Annotated in this window: 19 protein-coding genes; 9 read left to right on the top strand and 10 right to left on the bottom strand. The window is 62.5% G+C overall.

The genetic code is table 11. The features are described 5' to 3' along the window. Nucleotides 1-4 precede the first annotated feature (4 nt). Nucleotides 5-970: an alpha/beta fold hydrolase gene (locus GM655_RS01935; RefSeq protein ID WP_229632335.1), complete on the bottom strand. Its 966-nt coding sequence runs from the start codon at nt 968-970 to the stop codon at nt 5-7. Between the two features lie 190 nt (nt 971-1160). Further along, nucleotides 1161-1952: a hypothetical protein gene (locus GM655_RS01930; RefSeq protein WP_155432939.1), complete on the bottom strand. Its 792-nt coding sequence runs from the start codon at nt 1950-1952 to the stop codon at nt 1161-1163. A gap of 244 nt (nt 1953-2196) precedes the next feature. Here GM655_RS01930 and GM655_RS01925 point away from each other — a divergent pair, with 244 nt between their 5' ends. Beyond that, on the top strand, nt 2197-2862 hold the full coding sequence (locus tag GM655_RS01925; RefSeq protein ID WP_155432938.1) for a response regulator: 666 nt from the start codon (nt 2197-2199) through the stop codon (nt 2860-2862). Here the strand turns inward: GM655_RS01925 and GM655_RS01920 are convergent. Beyond that, on the bottom strand, nt 2859-3416 hold the full coding sequence (locus GM655_RS01920; RefSeq protein ID WP_155432937.1) for a thioesterase family protein: 558 nt from the start codon (nt 3414-3416) through the stop codon (nt 2859-2861). The genes GM655_RS01925 and GM655_RS01920 overlap by 4 nt on opposite strands. A gap of 95 nt (nt 3417-3511) precedes the next feature. Between GM655_RS01920 and GM655_RS01915 the strand changes: the two genes are divergently transcribed. Together GM655_RS01915 and GM655_RS01910 are read left to right on the top strand one after the other, a co-directional pair. Next, nucleotides 3512-4471: a GlxA family transcriptional regulator gene (locus GM655_RS01915; RefSeq protein ID WP_155432936.1), complete on the top strand. Its 960-nt coding sequence runs from the start codon at nt 3512-3514 to the stop codon at nt 4469-4471. A 106-nt stretch (nt 4472-4577) separates the two neighbouring features. After that, nucleotides 4578-5528: a M14 family zinc carboxypeptidase gene (locus GM655_RS01910; RefSeq protein ID WP_155432935.1), complete on the top strand. Its 951-nt coding sequence runs from the start codon at nt 4578-4580 to the stop codon at nt 5526-5528. A 16-nt stretch (nt 5529-5544) separates the two neighbouring features. Here GM655_RS01910 and GM655_RS01905 read toward each other — a convergent pair whose 3' ends face one another. Both GM655_RS01905 and GM655_RS01900 read right to left on the bottom strand, forming a co-directional pair. Next, nucleotides 5545-6549, bottom strand: coding sequence for an AraC family transcriptional regulator (locus GM655_RS01905; protein WP_155432934.1), 1005 nt, complete (start codon nt 6547-6549; stop codon nt 5545-5547). Nucleotides 6550-6674: 125 nt separating this feature from the next. Then, the gene (locus tag GM655_RS01900; RefSeq protein WP_308807392.1) at nt 6675-7433 is read right to left on the bottom strand and encodes a helix-turn-helix domain-containing protein; all 759 of its coding nucleotides are present in this window, start codon (nt 7431-7433) and stop codon (nt 6675-6677) included. A 123-nt stretch (nt 7434-7556) separates the two neighbouring features. Here GM655_RS01900 and GM655_RS01895 point away from each other — a divergent pair, with 123 nt between their 5' ends. The 5 genes from GM655_RS01895 (at nt 7557) to GM655_RS01875 (ending at nt 12106) form a co-directional block, all read left to right on the top strand. Next, nucleotides 7557-8489, top strand: a complete 933-nt coding sequence (locus tag GM655_RS01895) for a 4-hydroxyproline epimerase (RefSeq protein ID WP_155432932.1) — start codon at nt 7557-7559, stop codon at nt 8487-8489. After that, on the top strand, nt 8486-9598 hold the full coding sequence (locus GM655_RS01890) for an NAD(P)/FAD-dependent oxidoreductase (protein ID WP_371866687.1): 1113 nt from the start codon (nt 8486-8488) through the stop codon (nt 9596-9598). The genes GM655_RS01895 and GM655_RS01890 overlap by 4 nt, the downstream gene beginning before the upstream one ends. Further along, nucleotides 9591-9845 carry a (2Fe-2S)-binding protein gene (locus GM655_RS01885; RefSeq protein WP_155432930.1) on the top strand — a complete coding sequence of 85 codons (255 nt, stop codon included), beginning with the start codon at nt 9591-9593 and terminating at the stop codon, nt 9843-9845. The genes GM655_RS01890 and GM655_RS01885 overlap by 8 nt, the downstream gene beginning before the upstream one ends. Then, nucleotides 9842-11131, top strand: a complete 1290-nt coding sequence (locus GM655_RS01880) for an NAD(P)/FAD-dependent oxidoreductase (RefSeq protein WP_155432929.1) — start codon at nt 9842-9844, stop codon at nt 11129-11131. The genes GM655_RS01885 and GM655_RS01880 overlap by 4 nt, the downstream gene beginning before the upstream one ends. Before the next feature lie 63 nt (nt 11132-11194). Continuing rightward, on the top strand, nt 11195-12106 hold the full coding sequence (locus GM655_RS01875) for a dihydrodipicolinate synthase family protein (RefSeq protein WP_155432928.1): 912 nt from the start codon (nt 11195-11197) through the stop codon (nt 12104-12106). Between the two features lie 111 nt (nt 12107-12217). Here GM655_RS01875 and GM655_RS01870 read toward each other — a convergent pair whose 3' ends face one another. The 4 genes from GM655_RS01870 to GM655_RS01855 form a co-directional block, all read right to left on the bottom strand. Further along, a complete protein-coding gene (locus GM655_RS01870) occupies nt 12218-13606 on the bottom strand; it encodes an MFS transporter (RefSeq protein WP_155432927.1) in 1389 nt (462 codons plus the stop codon). 176 nt (nt 13607-13782) lie between these two features. After that, the gene (locus GM655_RS01865) at nt 13783-15066 is read right to left on the bottom strand and encodes an MFS transporter (protein WP_155432926.1); all 1284 of its coding nucleotides are present in this window, start codon (nt 15064-15066) and stop codon (nt 13783-13785) included. Nucleotides 15067-15148: 82 nt separating this feature from the next. Further along, nucleotides 15149-15469 (bottom strand): thioredoxin family protein, encoded by a 321-nt coding sequence (locus GM655_RS01860; protein ID WP_155432925.1) that lies wholly within the window; start codon nt 15467-15469, stop codon nt 15149-15151. 2 nt (nt 15470-15471) lie between these two features. Next, nucleotides 15472-16230, bottom strand: a complete 759-nt coding sequence (locus GM655_RS01855; RefSeq protein WP_371866686.1) for a ChaN family lipoprotein — start codon at nt 16228-16230, stop codon at nt 15472-15474. 343 nt (nt 16231-16573) lie between these two features. Here GM655_RS01855 and GM655_RS01850 point away from each other — a divergent pair, with 343 nt between their 5' ends. After that, the gene (locus tag GM655_RS01850; protein ID WP_371866685.1) at nt 16574-16927 is read left to right on the top strand and encodes a PEP-CTERM sorting domain-containing protein; all 354 of its coding nucleotides are present in this window, start codon (nt 16574-16576) and stop codon (nt 16925-16927) included. A gap of 80 nt (nt 16928-17007) precedes the next feature. On the opposite strand, the gene GM655_RS01845 is transcribed toward GM655_RS01850, so the two are convergent. Next, nucleotides 17008-17409: a DUF3224 domain-containing protein gene (locus GM655_RS01845; RefSeq protein ID WP_155432923.1), complete on the bottom strand. Its 402-nt coding sequence runs from the start codon at nt 17407-17409 to the stop codon at nt 17008-17010. Nucleotides 17410-17413: the final 4 nt, after the last annotated feature.

Genomic DNA, 17413 nt, shown 5'->3' with positions numbered 1-17413 from the left:
GGGTTTAAGCCTTGATAAAGGCCAGCATGTCCTTGTTGAACTGTTCCTTGTGGGTGTCAGTCAGACCATGGGGCGCACCGGCGTACTCAATCAGCTTGGAGTTCTTCACCAGCTTGGCGGCAGCGCGGCCGGCCGCCTCGATAGGCACGATCTGGTCATCATCGCCATGCACGATCAGGGTCGGGATGTTGAACTTCTTCAGGTCTTCGCGGAAATCGGTTTCCGAGAAAGCCTTGATGCAGTCATAGGTGTTCTTGTGGCCTGCCTGCATGCCCTGTGCCCACCACGAATAGATCAGGCCTTGCGAGACTTTGGCACCGGGACGGTTGAAGCCGTAGAACGGACCGCCGGCGATATCCAGATACAGCTGGGCGCGATTGGCCAGCGAACCGGCACGGATGCCGTCGAAGACCGACATCGGCAGGCCGCCCGGGTTGCTGTCGGTTTTCAGCATCAGCGGCGGCACGGCCGAAATCAGGCCGGCTTTGGCCAGACGCTTGCTGCCATGGCGGCCGATGTAGCGGGCCACTTCACCACCGCCAGTAGAAAAACCGAACAGGATCACATTCTTCAGATCCAGCAGCTCGATCAGCTGGTGCAGATCGTCGGCATAGTGGTCCATATCGTTACCCTGCCATGGCTGGCTGGAACGGCCGTGGCCACGGCGGTCGTGGGCGATGCAGCGATAGCCTTGCGCAGCGAGGAAGATCATCTGCGATTCCCAGCTGTCCGAGTTCAGCGGCCAGCCGTGGCAGAACACCACCGGTTGGCCCGAGCCCCAGTCTTTGTAGTAGATATCGGTACCGTCTTTGGTTTTGAAGTAAGCCATTTTTTTCTCTCCGTGAAATTGATGTGCCTGATTGGCCGTTGCTGCCGTTGCGACGAAGGGGAAGTTGAGCGCGCCCAGGGCGGCCACGCCACCGAGCATGACCGTGCGGCGCTGCTGGTCTACCTGCTCTTCGCTATCCATGATTGCTCCTATCGGATCTGGTTGACGGTTACGCTGCGCACAGACATTGCACGGAGCGCCGCGCGGCCAGACCACAACAGACTGGACCACGTGAATCAGCAGTTTAGGAAAATGGACAACATTGCACATCGCCATTAAGCGGGGGTGGCGGCCTACTCTTTCGGGTAATGGGAGCGGCGCCGCTGGCGTGTTAGAACGGATAGAGCTGGCGCCGCAGTGCATGCCAGCACAGGCCCGCAGCATGCACGGGCCGCGCTGCCGGGCTGGCGCCCAGCCCGAACTGCAGCGACAGTTCCACGCCCGTGCTGGCGCCGCTCCACACTTGCAGCGCGGCGTGCCGCGAGCGCGGCAGCAAGGTGGCCAGACGGGCGCTATCGAGCGGGTGGCTAATCGTGGTAGCGCTACCATCGTGGCGCACACGCAAGCGCAGCTGGTCCCAGCCGAAACACAGTTCCACTTCGAGCTGACGGCCTTGCGGCAAAGCACTTTCCAGCATGGCTTGTACCACCTGCAGACAGGCCTCCTGCACGTCTAGCGGCAAGGCCAGCGTCGCACCCTGCACGCTGACGCGATACGCCACCTGCGCCGGCCAGCCGGCCCGCGCGGGCAGCTCGAGCAACTGTTGCTCGAGCCGGCTATCGGTCTGGCGCTGCTGCTGCACAGCCTGACGGCTGTGCGCCAGCCAGCGGTCACCCTCGTCCAGCACCTGCTCCAGCTCGCGACGGCCCGGGCTGCCTGCGGGTAGTTGCAGCACCGCCCCATACAGGCTCAGCATCAAGCCCTGGCCGCCCTGGATCAGCGCGTCATGCTGGATGAGCTGCAAGGGGAGCGGACGGCCCGCCAGCTGGCGCGCACGCCGCATCGCTGCACTGCACAGCGCATACACGAGCACACTGCTGGCCAGCACATTCAGCAGCGCATACTGATCCTGCGCCTGCGCTGCGTACAGCAAGGCCAGAACAACGTCAGGAGATAGCAACATGGCACCCAGGCTCCGGGCAGAAAAATGCACTGTCGCCCCTATGGCGCCGGACCACAATGACTCTTTCGGGTAATTGACTTGGCGCCCCTGCCTGCACTGCAATAACAAGGCCACAGCGCAGTCCTGTAACCGACTACCGGTTTGTTAAATCAGTGCTATAGTTGTGATTTATATCAATACTGTGGATGCTAGTGACGCCCGCGTGTGGCGTGTCAGCACCCAGGTCCTTTTTGCAGTTGGAATCATGGAAGCTTGCGAATCGACCGCAGTGATCAACATACTTTCCGTGGATGACCATCCACTGATGCGGCAGGGTATTGCCAGCGTGATCGAAAGCCAGACCGATATGCGCCTGGTGGGCACGGCCGCCAGCGGCAGCGAAGCACTGGAAGTGTTCCGCCGCCTGCAGCCCGACATCACGCTGATGGACATCCAGATGCCGGATCTGAACGGCATCGATGCCACCATCGCCATCCGCAAGGAATTCCCGCAGGCGAAAATCATCATCCTCACCACATACGAGGGCGATGTGCGCGCCTTGCGCGCCGTGAAAGCGGGCGCTTCCGGCTATCTGCTGAAAAGCATGCTGCGCAAGGATATGCTCGATACGGTGCGCCAGGTGTACAGCGGGCGGCGCTGCATCCCGCCTGAAATCGCCATGGAAATGATTGCGCCGGCCGGCGGCGATACGCTGAGCAAGCGCGAAGTGGAAGTGCTCAAGCTGGTGGCCGATGGCAAGTCCAACAAGCGCATTGCCCTCAATCTGGATATATCCGAAGACACCGTCAAAGCCCACGTCAAGAACATCCTGACCAAGCTGATGGCCAACGACCGCACCCATGCGGCCGTGCTGGCCCTGCAGCGCGGCATCATCGAACTGAACTGCTCGGCACTGGGCGCGCGCAGCTAGGCGGCACGCAGGGCGCGGCCTTCTTCGCCGCGCAGATGGCCGCTCAGGCCGTCGCAACTGTCGGACCAGCGCTGCAGCCATTCCGGCAATGCCGGCGACTGTTCCGGCACGCCGAGGTCGCGCACGATTTCGATAGGCGGCAGCGGGCCGCGGCCCGAACGGAACACGCCGCGCATGATGACCACGCCCACGACCCGGCCCTTGCTCATGAAGCGGTGTTCGACAAACAGCCATTTTTCATCCCAGCCCAGCATGCGCGTATGGATTTCGAAGCGCTCGAACAGGCGCAGCTCGCGGCGGAACTTGCCCCACACATCGCCGACGATGGGCACGGCCTTGTGGCGCAGCGCCGTACGGAAAGCGCCTGTCTTGAGCACATAGTCCATGCGGCCCACATCGGCCATGGTGAGATAGCGCCCGTTAGTCACATGGAAATTCAGATCGAGATCGAACGGCCACACCCGCATGCCCACCACGGTGGTGGAAAACGGATCGACCGACTGGCGCCACGGACGGCGCAGCAGCATGTTGAGCAGACGGAACCAGAGATTCATGATGGGGATAGCAAAGTAGACGATGGACACCACTATAGGTCAGGCGATTCTGCTAAAGTAGGTGCAGAAATGACTTATTTCATGCGAAATCCGCCATGCACCTGACCCTGCTCCTGTCCGAACAATGCTCCGCCGCCAGCGCCACCACGGCGCTGGAACTGCTCAAGGCGGCCAATCTGTTTGCCGGCCAGCCCATCTTCGAGATCCACACGGCTTCGCTGGACGGCGGCCCCGTGGCCACCCTGAGCGGCCAGACCCTGCATGCCGAGCTGGCGCTGGGCGCCATCAGCCATACCGATCTGGTGCTGGTGCCCGGCTTTCTGTTCACGCTGCGCGACGCCCTGCCCGGCTTTGGCCGCTACACGGACTGGGTGCGCCAGCAGCACAGCCGGGGCGCCGTGCTGGCCTCGCTGTGCACGGGCGCTTTCATGCTGGCCGAAACAGGCTTGCTCGACGATGCGCGCGCCACCACCCACTGGGCGCTGGCCGACCTGTTCCGCCGCCGCTACCCGCAGATCCGCATGGCCGAGCGCGACGTGCTGTGCGAAGACAACCGCGTCATCACCAGCGGTGGTGCCGGTGCCTCGGCCCATTTGCTGCTGCACCTGATCCGCCGTTACGGCTCGCTGGAACTGGCGCAGAAATGCAGCCGCTACCTGCTGATCGACAGCGCCCCCACCGAGCAATCCGTGTACGTGATGTGGAATATGCCCAAAGCCCATGGCGATGCCGACATCCTGCGCGTGCAGAACTGGCTGGAACAGCATTTCGACCAGCCGCTGGCCATCGACGAACTGGCCCAGCGCTTCGGCTTCAGCCCGCGTAACTTCGTGCGCCGCTTCAAGGAAGCCACTCAATACACGCCGCTGGCCTACCTGCAGACGCTGCGGCTGGAGCGGGCCAAACACCTGCTGGAATCGACCCGCATGAATCTGGACAGCATCACCTTCAAGGTGGGTTATGAAGACAGCAATTCTTTCCGCCGTCTGTTCCAGCAGCGCGTTGGCATGCGGCCTGCGTCCTACCGCAAGAAGTTCCAGTCACCGGCCGTCTGAGTGGGGGCGATAAGTAACCAGCAGTCAAATCCCGGGCGAGGAAACGGGGGAATTCAGCTATAATGTGAGCCGGATGCGGACTACTCCGGCACACCCCAGCTACCTGATGCGACCACTCAATTTTCTCGCCTTACTGACGTTCTCCATAACGTGCACCAGCTCCGTTTTCAGCGCCGCAGCGCTGGCGGCTCCGGCCCATGCTGCAGCCCATGGCCACGCACCTGCGCATAAAAACAACGCTCCGGCAGCCAGCAATACAGCGAATGCCCGCACACCCTGCGCACGCCTGACGGCGCGCCTGCAAAGCGTCACGCCGGCCATGTGCCAGAACAGCCAGCTAGTGCAGTCGGGTGCCCGTTCGCGTCAGGGTTTCCCTATCCTCACGCGCCAGCAGGCGTCTACCAGCAAGAAGGATTCCGTGCGCGTGCTGCTGATAGGCGGCATCCATGGCGATGAACTGAGCGCTTCGTCGGCCGTGTTCCAGTGGATGCAGTGGCTGCCACCGTCGGACAGCAGCCCGCTGCACTGGAATATCGTGCCGGTGCTGAATCCGGACGGCATGCTGGCGGCCAAGCCGCGCCGCGTCAACGCCAACGGCGTGGACCTGAACCGCAACTTCCCTACGCCGCGCTGGAATGTGGAAGCGCAGCGCTACTGGGTCAGCAAGACGGGGCGCGACCCGCGCCGCTTCCCCGGCTCCAGCCCGCTGTCGGAACCGGAAAGCCGCTGGCTCAGCGAAGAAATCAAACGCTTCAAACCGCAGCTCATCATTTCCGTGCACGCGCCGTTCGGCGTGCTCGATTTCGATGGTCCGGTCGATCCGCCCGTGCGCTTTGGCGCGCTGCGCCTCGCGCCTATCGGCGTATATCCGGGTTCGCTCGGTGCCTACAGCGGCAATCAGGTGCCGGTGCTGACCATAGAACTGCCTAGCGCCGGCCGCCTGCCCGAACAGGCCGAAATGCGCCGCATCTGGCAGGACATGCTGAAGTGGATAGAACAGAATATCCCGTCCAGCAATCAGGTCGCCATGGCCGGTGCCAAGCCTAACGCGCACTAAGCCGCCATCGTCCTACCTAGGCCGCCCGCCATGCCGTGGGCGGCACTCCTTCCCAGCGCTTGAACGCCCGCCTGAAATTGGCGATATCCGTATAGCCTAGCGCATAGCTGATTTCCTGCACACTGGTCTGGCCGCCGCGCAGGTATTCGAGTGCCAGCATGTGCCGCACTTCGTCGAGTATCTGCTGGTAGGAGCTGTGTTCCGCCAGCAGGCGCCGATGCAAGGTGCGCGGGGTCAGGTGCAGCATGCGCGCCGTCAGCGCGAGTGAGGGAAAGGCCGTGCGCTGTTCCAGCATCAGCTTGCGCACGCGCGCGGCCGTGGAATACGGCGTTACCAGCTTGTCCAGTTCGCGCTGGCAGATCTGCAAGGCCTGCTCGAAGCTGGCCGCATCGCCCACCTTGAGCGGGATATCCAGTGCTGCAGCGGGTAGAAGCATGCCGGTCCAGTCTTCACCGTAGCGCACCTCGCACTGGAACAGTTCGCGCGCCAGCGCCATATCGTCCGGCGCCGCGCAGTGGAAGGACACGAGCTGGCAGGGCGCACTGCCGCGCGCAATAAAATCGAGGATATTCTTAATCGCCAGCAGCACGGCTTCCAGCACGGGACGAGCGATATCGCCCAGCGGCAGGCATTCCACCAGTTGCAGACGCAGATAGTCACCCTGCAGATCGATGGCCGTATCGAGCATGGTGGTGCGCAGGCGAAAGTAGCGCCGCGTCACGTCGAGCGCCTGACGCAGCGTGCCGCTATTGATGGCGGCATAGCCGAGTATGCCGTGGGTATGGGCGCGCATGCGTTCGCCGATCAGCAGCCCTAACGACGGTTCGCGCGTCAGCGCCAGCGCATCGAGCAGCAGCAGACGGAATACGGGGAAGGAAAGCTGGAAGCTGGCATCGTCCAGTTGGGTCGCCTGCAGACCCTGACGTCCGAGCCACGCATCCACATCACCACCCATGCTGGCTACCTGATCGGCAATCTGGCGCAGGTAGCTGCTGGCCATGGGCGGGTCGTTGAACGGCATAGGCATAGCGACGGAATTCGGATCAGGGTCGAGAAAAAAACACGGTCTCCGATTGTCAATTTCTAACCCATGGCTGTCAACGTCAGGGCGCCCGGCAGGCTGTCCCGACGCGCGCTTGTGGCAGATTAGCCACCCCGTACGGCCAGCTGGCGGTACTGGCTGGGCGTAACGCCCGTGGTGGCTTTGAACTGGCGCGTGAAGGCCGAATGGTCGCCATAGCCGCAGGCCTGGGCGATATCGGCCACGCTGGTATCGCCTTTCAGCAGGCGCGAGGCGGCATCGACTCGGGTCTGGATGATCATCTGGCGCGGCGTCAGATGGAAGATGCGCAGGAAGTAGCGTTCGATCTGCGCCACCGACATATGCGCCGTCGCGGCCAGCTCCGCCAGTGCCAGCGGGCGGCCGTATTCTTCGTGGATCAGGCTGACGGCAGCCGCCACTTTACGGTAGGCCGGATTCTTCTTGTCGGCCATGGCCAGATCGCGCGATACCCCGGTCAGGCCGACGATGCGGCCATGGCTGTCGCGCAGCGCCTTCTTGCGCGTCAGGCACCAGCCGGGATCGCGGTTGGGATACAGGTGCAGCTCGAGCTGCTCATCGAGTTCCGCCGCACCGGCCAGCACCGCCATATCCTGCGCCAGATAGGACTGGCCGAACGGATGGCCGAACACTTCGGCCGGCGTGCGTCCGATCAGGGCGGCCTTGTGCTTCTGGCCGCAGCGCTGGGCCAGCGTCTGGTTCACCACCACGTAGCGGCACTGTTCATCCTTGACGAAGAACACCACGTCGGGCAGCGCATCGAACAGCGCTTCGCTGAAAAAAGGGTCGGCAATGGCCGCGCCCAGAGCGCGCCGCGCTATCTCGTCATGGTGGGATGTATGCATAGTTCCGATTCTGCCAGCGCGCTTGCGGCATGTCGCGGACTTTTTCACAATTGTGCAGATTTCGTCATCCATCATGCGCAGACCATGCAAGACAGACTACCCCGCTAGGCCTAACATGGCGGTATGAAAACCATCAACATCATCGATTCCCACACCGGCGGCGAACCTACCCGTCTGGTGGTGGATGGCGGCCCGGAACTGGGCAGCGGCCCGCTCAGCGAGCGGCTTGCACGATTCAAGAGCGAGCATGATGCCTTCCGCACTGCGGTGGTATGCGAGCCACGCGGCTCGGATGTACTGGTAGGCGCCCTGCTATGCCAGCCGCATGCCGCCGATTGTGCTGCGGGCGTCATTTTCTTCAACAACGTCGGCTACCTCGGCATGTGCGGTCACGGCACCATCGGTCTGGTCGCCTCGCTGGCCCACATGGGCCGCATCGGCGTGGGCCGCCACCGCATCGATACGCCGGTGGGCGTGGTGGAAGCGGAACTGCATGCCGACGGCAGCGTGACGCTCGATAACGTGGCCGCCTACCGCAGTCAGGCCGGTGTCACCGTCTATGTGCCCGACTACGGCCCTGTCACGGGCGATATCGCCTGGGGCGGCAACTGGTTCTTCCTGGTGTCCGATCACGGCATGGAAGTCAGCCTGAAAAACATCGATGCGCTGACCGACTTCTCGGTGGCCATCAGCGCCGCGCTCGAACAAAGCGGTATCCGTGGCGATAACGGCGGCCTGATCGACCACATCGAACTGTTCGCCCCTTCGCGTACGGGCGCCGATAGCCAGAGCTATGTGCTGTGCCCCGGCAAGGCCTACGACCGCTCTCCTTGCGGCACGGGCACCAGCGCCAAGCTGGCCTGTCTGGCAGCCGACGGCAAGCTGGCCGAAGGCGCGCTGTGGAAACAGGAAAGCGTAATCGGCAGCGTGTTCGAAGGCCGCTACCACTACCGCGACGGCAAGCTGATCCCCAGCATTCGTGGCCGCGCCTGGGTCAATGCGGAAGCCCGTTTGCTGATCGATCCTACTGATCCTTTCGGCTGGGGCATCAAGTGAAACAGGCTGACGTCATCATCGTCGGTGCCGGCATCATCGGCGCCGCCTGTGCCGACGCGCTCAGCGAGCGCGGGCTGCAGGTCACGGTGATCGAACAGGATGTGCCGGGCAGCGGTGCCACGGCAGCCGGCATGGGCCATCTGGTGGTGATGGACGATAATGCGGCCGAACTGGCCCTGTCGTCCTACTCGCTGACGCTGTGGCGCCAGCTGACGGCCGGACAGGATCAGGCAGCCCGGCACGAATACACCCAGTGCGGCACTATCTGGGTGGCCGCCGACGAAGAAGAAATGGCGGCGGCCCGCGCCAAGGCCGAAGTGCTGGGCAAACACGGCATCGCCTGCGACATGCTCGATGCGAACCAGCTGTATGCGGCAGAGCCGCAGCTGCGCGCCGGTCTGGCCGGCGGCCTGCTGGTACGCGGCGACGGGCTGGTGTATGCCCCCAAGAGCGCCCGCCTGCTGCTGGGTAAAGCGCAGGCGCGCGGCGCCCAGCTCGAATACGGCAGCGTGACGGCGCTGGAAGACCACGGCGTGGTGCTGGCCGATGGCCGCACGCTGCGCGCCCAACACATTGTGCTGGCGGCCGGTTCGCGCTGCAGCCTGCTGCTGCCGGAACTGGCGCTGCAGCCCAAGAAAGGCCATATTGCCATTACCGACCGCTATCCGGGCTTTATCCGCCACCAGCTGGTGGAACTGGGTTACATCAAGAGCGCCCACGCTGCCAGCGGCAGCTCGGTCGCGTTCAATCTGCAACCGCGACCCACGGGCCAGGTTCTGATCGGCTCGTCGCGCCAGTTCGGCACCACCGATCTGGCCGTGGATAACGCCATGCTACAAGCCATGCTGCGCCATGCCGTCAGCTTTACTCCGGCACTGGCACAGCACCACATCCTGCGCTGCTGGACTGGCCTGCGCGCCGCCACGCCGGATGGCCTGCCGCTGATCGGCCCCCACCCTGCGCGCCAGGGCCTGTGGCTGGCCACGGGCCATGAAGGGCTGGGCATCACCACTTCGCTGGCCACGGCGCAGCTACTGGCCAGCCAGATGTGCGGCGGCAGCAGCACGATTGCCACCAGCCCCTATTTGCCGGAACGCTTCCATGGCTGACATCACCATCTACCTCAACGACCAGGCCGTGCGCGTGGAAGCCGGCATCAGTGTGGCTGCCGCACTGGCCATCCACGGCAGTGCCGTGACGCGCTACTCGGTCACGGGTACTGCCCGTGCGCCACTGTGCGGCATGGGCGTATGCCAGGAATGCCGCACCACCATCAACGGTATGCAGCACCAGCTGGCCTGCCAGACGCCGTGTGTAGAAGGTATGCGCGTCGAACGCTGCGAGGTCGCACAATGAAGCGCTACGATATTCTGGTGGTCGGCGCGGGCCCGGCCGGACTGGCAGCTGCGCAGGCTGCTGCAGCCAGCGGCCGCAAGGTCGGCATCATCGACGACAATCCGCAGGCCGGTGGCCAGATCTGGCGCGGTGGTCCCGCCAGCCAGAGCGACGCGCGCGCACGCGCCCTGTGGCTATCGTTGCAGGATGCGCCGAATGTGGAATTCCTCAGCCAGACGCGCGTGCTGTACGCACCGGCCGCGCAGCAGTTGCAGGTACAGACAGCCAGCAGCGCTATCACCGTGCACTACGAGCGCCTGATACTGGCCACGGGTGCGCGTGAGCGCCTGCTGCCCTTCCCCGGCTGGACTCTGCCCGGCGTGACCGGTGCCGGCGGCCTGCAGGCGCTCAGCAAAGGCGGCTATCCCGTCGCCGGCAAGCGCGTAGTGGTGGCCGGTACGGGGCCGCTGCTGCTGGCGGTAGCAGCCACGCTGCGCGCGCGCGGTGCACAGATTATCGCTATCGTCGAACAGGCGCCCTTGCCGGCACTGGCGCGCTTTGGCGCCGGCCTGCTGGCGACACCGTCCAAAGCGGCACAGGCGCTGCAACTGGCGCGCCATTTACGCGGTATCCCTTACTGGTCCGATAGCTATGTGCGCGCGGCACTGGATACGTCTGGCGTCGCTGCGGCTGCGCCACAGTTGCGCGCGGTCCGCATACAAAAGGGTAGCAGCACCATCACCCTCGAATGCGATTACCTCGCCTGCGGCTACGGCTTGCTGCCGAATGTAGAACTGGCGCAGGCACTGGGCGCCGCTACCCATAGCCGCAAGGGCCAAACCGCCGTCACCATCGATAGCTGGCAGCAGACCCGCATCAGCAATGTGTACTGCGCCGGTGAAGGTACGGGCGTAGGCGGGGTCGATCTGGCGCTGGTGGAAGGCCGGATTGCGGGACTGGCGGCCAGCGGCGCTGTGGCGGAAACGGCGACGCTGTTCCACCAGCGCACCCGCTGGCGCAAATTCGCCAGCCGGCTCGAACACACCTTCGCGCTGCGCCCCGAAATACTGGCGCTGGCCGAGGACAACACCATCGTCTGCCGTTGCGAAGATGTTTGTCACGGCGAACTGAAAACCCATAGCAGCTGGCGTAGTGCCAAGCTGCATACGCGCTGCGGCATGGGCCCCTGTCAGGGCCGCATCTGCGGTGGCGCCACCGAATTGCTGTACGGCTGGCGGCCAGCGGCCGTACGCAGCCCTATCGTACCGGCCCGCGTGGCCAGCATGATCGAATCAGCCCCGGACTAGACGCCGGACAACCAAGCAAACCAGTAAGCGTACACCCAACCGAACCATCACAAGGAGAGCATTATGGCAGCAGCAAAATGGCAAGGGGTCTTCCCTGCAGTGACCACCAAATTCAAGGAGAACGAAGATCTCGACCACGCCGCGATGGAAAAGCACTTTGCTTTCCAGATCGATAGCGGTGTCGATGCGCTGCTGACCTGCGGCTCGCTGGGCGAGGCCAGCACCCTGTCGTTCGATGAAAAGCTGGAAGTCACCAAGACGGCACTCAACGTGGCCGCTGGCCGTGTGCCGGTGCTGGTCAACGTCAGCGAAACCCGCACCGCGACCGCTTGCCGCTTCGTCAAGCAGGCGCGCGATCTGGGCGTGCAGGGCCTGATGGTAATGCCATCCGTGCTGTACGCAGCCGACTCGCGCGAAGCCATGGATAACCTGCGCACCATCGCCAAAGCCGCCCAGCTGCCTATCATGGTGTACAACAATCCGGTGTCCTACAAAGTCGATCTGACGCCGGAAGACTTCAAGGAACTGGCCGATTGCGAATGGATCGTGGCGATCAAGGAATCGACCGACAACGTGCGCCGTATTACCGACCTGCGTAATGCCGTGGGCGAGCGCTACCAGCTGTTCATGGGCGTGGACGATCTGTCCTTCGAAGGTCTGGCCGTTGGCGCTGATGGCCTGCTGGCTGGTCTGGTGGTGGCCTTCCCGAAAGAGACGGTGGCACTGTACAAACTGATGAAGGCCAAGCGCTTCGACGAAGCTCTGAAGCTGTATCAGTGGTTCATGCCGCTGATGCACCTCGACGTGTCCACCAAGCTGGTACAGAACCTGAAGCTGGTCGAAACGCTGGCCGGTGTGGGCAATGAAAACGTACGCCGTCCGCGCCAGCCGCTGCAAGGTGCCGACCGCGCCCGCGTTACCGCCATCGTGCAGCAGGCACTGGCCACCCGTCCTGACGTCAGCAAGTTCTTCTAAGACCGGGCACTGGCGCGCTGTACAACGGCGCGCTTCAAGGCAAAACGCCAGACCCGCCGCAACGACGGCCGGTCTGGCGTTTTTATGTCTGCACGCGGTAACTGAAAGCGCTTACAGGTCGGTGATTTCCTTATGCCGTGGCACCAGCGTTTTCATCACGCACCAGGCCACCAGATAGGCCAGCGCACAGATGGTGAACAAAATCATGTAGCCGGTACCGATATCGTTGCGCGCCTTGTAGTAGTCGAACACCCAGCCACCGAGCTTGGTCAGCAGCACGCCGCCTATGCCGCCCGCCATGCCGCCTATGCCGATCACGGAGGCGACCGACTTCTGCGGGAACATGTCGGACACGGTGGTGAAGATATTCGCCGACCATGCCTGATGGGCCGAAGCGCCCACGCCGATCAGCAGCACCGGCACCCAGTAGCTGACATTGCCCAGCGGCTGCGCCAGCAGCACCACCAGCGGGAAGAAGGCGATCACCAGCATGGCGCGCATGCGGCCATCATACGGTGCATAGCCGCGTGCCATGAAATAGCTGGGGAACCAGCCGCCACCTATGGAACCTATCATGGTCATGCTGTACAGCACGGCCAGCGGCACCACGATGGCGTCGCCCTTCATGCCATACTGGGCCGACAGATAGGTGGGCAGCCAGAACAGGAAGAACCACCACACGCCGTCGGTCATGAATTTGCCGAACGCAAAGGCCCAGGTCTGACGGTATTTGAGCAACTGCAGCCACGAGACTTTGGCGACCGGTGCAGCGGAAGTTGCCGCCGCCGGTGCCGCGACCTGATCGCGCCGGATGTACGCGAGTTCCTGTGCGGACAGGCGTGGCTGGCGTTCCGGCGTATCGTACAGCGTCAGCCAAACGCTCATCCAGATGAAGCCGACCATGCCTATCATGATGAACGCGCTCTGCCAGCCCCAGATGCTGGCGATCAGCGGTACCGTGATCGGGGCCAGAATGGCGCCCACATTGGCGCCCGAATTAAAGATACCGGTGGCCAGCGAACGCTCGCTTTTGGGGAAGTATTCGGCCGTGGCCTTGATGGCAGCGGGGAAGTTGCCGGCTTCGCCTATGGCCAGCACGGCACGCGACAGCATGAAACCGAGTATCGATGGCGCCACCACAATGCCGGCCGCGCCCAGCAGCACGCCCACGCCCTCGCCCATGGGGACGGAGAAGGCATGCATGAGCGCACCGAGCGACCAGACGCAGATCGCCACCACATAGGCAGCACGCGTACCGATACGGTCAACCACCCGTCCCGCAAACAGCATGGACAGCGCGTAGACGAACTGGAAGGCCGCCGTGATGTTGGCGTAATCGGTATTGCTCCAGCCGAATTCACGCGACAGCTGGGGCGCCAGCAGGCTGAGCACCTGCCGGTCCAGATAGTTGATGGTGGTAGCAAAAAACAGCAGGGCGCAGATAGTCCAGCGGTACTTACCGATGGCCGCACCGACGTTCACGGGCTCGTTCAGGTTCATGGCATCACTTCTTATCGGATGTTCTAGTGATGATCTCTCGGTCTCCACGAGATCACTGGTTGTATGTCATCGTACAACTATAAAACTGACGAGGCAAGTAAAACCGTAATTTTTCTATCTATCCTGAAAAATCAGTAGCTTGCCGCCGCGGACAAGCTACCAAGTCGTATGACAACCTAGTGGGTGGGCTCGCGTTTGACCAGCAGCAGCGCCACCAGACTGATCAGCGCCGCAGCCGACAGATAGTAGCCCACGTACTGCAGACCGTAGTTGGTGGCCAGCCACGTCGCCGCATACGGCGCCAGCGAAGCTCCGAGGATGCCGGCCAGATTGAAGGTCAGCGAAGCGCCCGTGTAGCGCACGGCAGGCGGGAACAGTTCCGACAAGATCGTGCCCAGCGGACCATACGTCATGCCCATCAGGCCCAGCCCCAGCGACAGGAATACGCTGACCAGCAGGCTATTGCCGGAGCCAAACAGCGGCGCCATGCTCAGGCCAAACACGGCGATGGCAGCCGATACCGCGATCAGGGTAATGCGGCGGCCATGGCGGTCCGCCCACAAGGCCGAGATAGGGATGGTGAGGCCGAAGAACAGCACGGCAAACAATTGCTGGATCAGGAAGTCCTTGCGGCTGAATTTCAGCGCCGTGGTGCCCCAGCTCAGCGCAAACACCGTCATCAGGTAGAACAGCACAAAGGTGGCCATGGCGATCAGCGTGCCCAGCAACAGCACACGGCGATGTTCGCGCCACACCGTCAGGGCCGGCACTTGCACCCGTTCATTACGCTCGATGACTTTCTGGAAGTCCGGCGTTTCATGGATTTTCAGACGGATGTACAGGCCCACCACCACCAGCAGCGAACTGGCGAGGAAGGGGATGCGCCAGCCATAGCTGAAGAAGTCGGCATCGCTAAGCGTCTGGCTCAGCAGCAGGAAGATGCTGCCCGACATGAAGAAGCCTATCGGCGCGCCCAGCTGCGGGAACATGCCATACCAGGCGCGTTTGCCGGCCGGTGCATTTTCCGTCGCCAGCAACACTGCCCCGCCCCACTCGCCGCCCAGGCCCAGACCCTGGCCGAAGCGGCACAGCGCCAGCAAGGCCGGCGCCCATGTGCCTATGCTGGCATAGGTCGGCAGGGCGCCGATCAGCACGGTGGACAGGCCCATGGTCAGCAGTGCCGCCACCAGCGTGGCCTTGCGGCCTATGCGGTCGCCGAAGTGGCCGAACAGGGCGGAGCCGACAGGACGGGCAAAGAAGGCGATCGCAAACGTGGCCAGCGATTGCAGCATGGCCGCCGCCGCATCGCCGGCCGGGAAGAACAGCTTGGGGAACACCAGCACGGCCGCCGTGGCGTAGATGTAGAAGTCGAAAAACTCGATGGTGGTGCCGATCAGGCTGGCAAACAGCACGGTGGCGGGCGAGTTACGCGGGGTCGTGCTCGGGTGTGGCTGTGACATGCGGGGCAACTCCTGCAAAAGGAAAAGTGGCCACGATCATACACAGCCCTGGCAGATGCTGCCAAGAAGTTAAGGCTGTCGACTATTCAACAATTTGCGCCAAAGCCACAGCGATATCGTCGGCCTGCAAAGGCCGCACCAGCCGCGTCACTTCCACGCCATCGCGCAGGAAGATCAGCGTCGGCCACAGTTTCACGCGGTAGGAGCGCCCCAGTGCGCGGCCCGGACCATCTTCGATCTTGTAATGGCGTAGTTGCGGGTGGGCCGCCATGGCTTGCGCCAGCGGCGCCTGCGTGGCCATGCAGTGGCCGCACCAGTTGGTGCCGAATTCCAGCACGGCAGCGCCGGCCCATGCATCGATGCTGCTGCGCTCGGGCGCAGCGGGGGTGTACACAGTTTCCATGATTACTTTGCTCGCTGCTTCAGGCTGGCACAGGGGTCGGGCCGCACAGGTGCAGCCACCTGCACCACCGTATCATACTGCCCTGCCGTTACAGGCGCTTCCGCATAGCCCACACTGTGCATACTGAACGTAGGCTGCTGCAGGGCCAGCCAGTGCGGCACGCCGATATCCTTGCGCACGTGGCCATTGCCAGCGATCAGCACCACCTCGCGCGGACGCTGTTCGCGTATCAGTCTGGCCATCCAGATATCGCGCGCCACCTGCGCATTGACCATGCCTTCGACCATCATCTCCGGCACCATATTGCAATGGCTGCTCGCGATTTCGGCCGCCTGCGCCGCGCGCAACTGGGCCGGTAGCGCCTGCTCCAGCTGGTAGTCGCGCATGCTCTGGGCATCGAACACGGCACGCATGCCATCGCGCACCACGCGCGAAGCGTCGGCACGCGACAGATTGCCCGCTATCAGCGGCAGATGGTAGTCGAGTGCCAGTTGCAGCAGCGGATAGTACTGCTGCCAGTCCCAGCGTCCGCCGCCGGCGACGCGGATCAGGCACTGGGCGTCCAGACAGGATTTCTGTGCCTTGTCGAGCAAGTCCTGATTCTCGCGGTCAAACTGTTCCAGCACCAGCGCCGGCCGCCAGCCCGCTTCCACCCGCTGGCGCAGTAGCGCATATCGCTGGCGATGAGCGGCCGGATTATCGTGCACTTCGCCCAGCAGCCAAACTTGTGTCTCAGCAACTTCTTGCGGTGTCTTGCTCACTACAGGAGCGCCCGTCGTACTACAGCCCGCAAGAAATACGGCCATGAGCAAAATCAAGCCTCTCTGACGCCCAAATAAAGAAATCATCTAAAGCTGTCTCCAATCAAATTCAATTATTGCTTGCTTATTGGCGCAGATATACGCCACTGGCGTCAATTAATAGTTTTCGTGTTGCGTTGCATTATTTGCTTGTCTAAAATAAAACACAGATGGCAATTTGTTACGAATTGTGGTTTAATGCTATTCATTGGACAGCGCATGCTTGATCGCAAAGAAAAACTCTAGCGATTTTGCGTTAGGTCTGCCTTAACACCTTGTCCAGTATGCCTTACAGGAGTACATAGTGAAAATTTCGACTTTGGTGAATTGCGCGCTCGTCATGCTCAGCCTCGCTGGCGGCGCTCAGGTGCAGGCCGCGCAGGCTGAAAAAGCCAATATTGCACCTGCAACAATTGTTCTGGCGCATTGCGACCACCACGCGGCCCAGCCATGCGGTCTGGATAATGATGGTAATAATACTGCCGGCAAAAACAGCGAGCCGGAAGCCTTGCCTGCCAATGACCCAAAACGAGCGCAGGAAGTCGAGCCAGTTGCCCAGATTCCTGAGCCGCAGACTTTTGTCATGCTGATGCTGGGTCTGGTTGTACTCGGTTTTGCCTCGCGTCGTGGCGACGCTTCGGAAAAATTCACCGACTAGTCAGCCGCTGGGCGACGAAAAAAATCCCGCAGATGGCGGGATTTTTTTTGTCTGCAGTATGTGCACAGCCACTGCTTAAATCATGTTGCAGAACTAAGCTGATAATCGAAATCGTAGTAATGCTTGCCCTCTTCGATGCGGATTTGCAGCGTGCCGCTCAGACCAGCCAGTTCGTCCTGCCCTGAATCATGCACCACCGCCACGCTCAAACCCGAGGTGCCACGCTGCATGGTGCCACAGTGATGCAGCAGAAAACTGCCGTGCAAGCCATCCAGCGTGCCCTGCACCCGCTCCATCGCCACATACGCGCCCGAACCGATATCGCGGTTCATAAATGCCAGCATCTCGCCGCGGCCACTGGCCGACAGCGCCCCCGTGTACTGCTTGTCGAGCGACATCCGGCTGATACTGCTTTCATTGGCCACGCTGGACATGCTTTCCGGTGCGATGCGGACGCTGAATTCTCCACTTACTTTAGGCATGATG

The sequence above is a fragment of the Pseudoduganella danionis genome (assembly GCF_009720775.1).
Taxonomy (GTDB): Bacteria; Pseudomonadota; Gammaproteobacteria; order Burkholderiales; family Burkholderiaceae_D; genus Rugamonas; species Rugamonas danionis.
The sequence above is the reverse complement of the archived record's forward strand: the minus strand, read 5'-3'. Positions and strand labels throughout refer to the sequence as shown.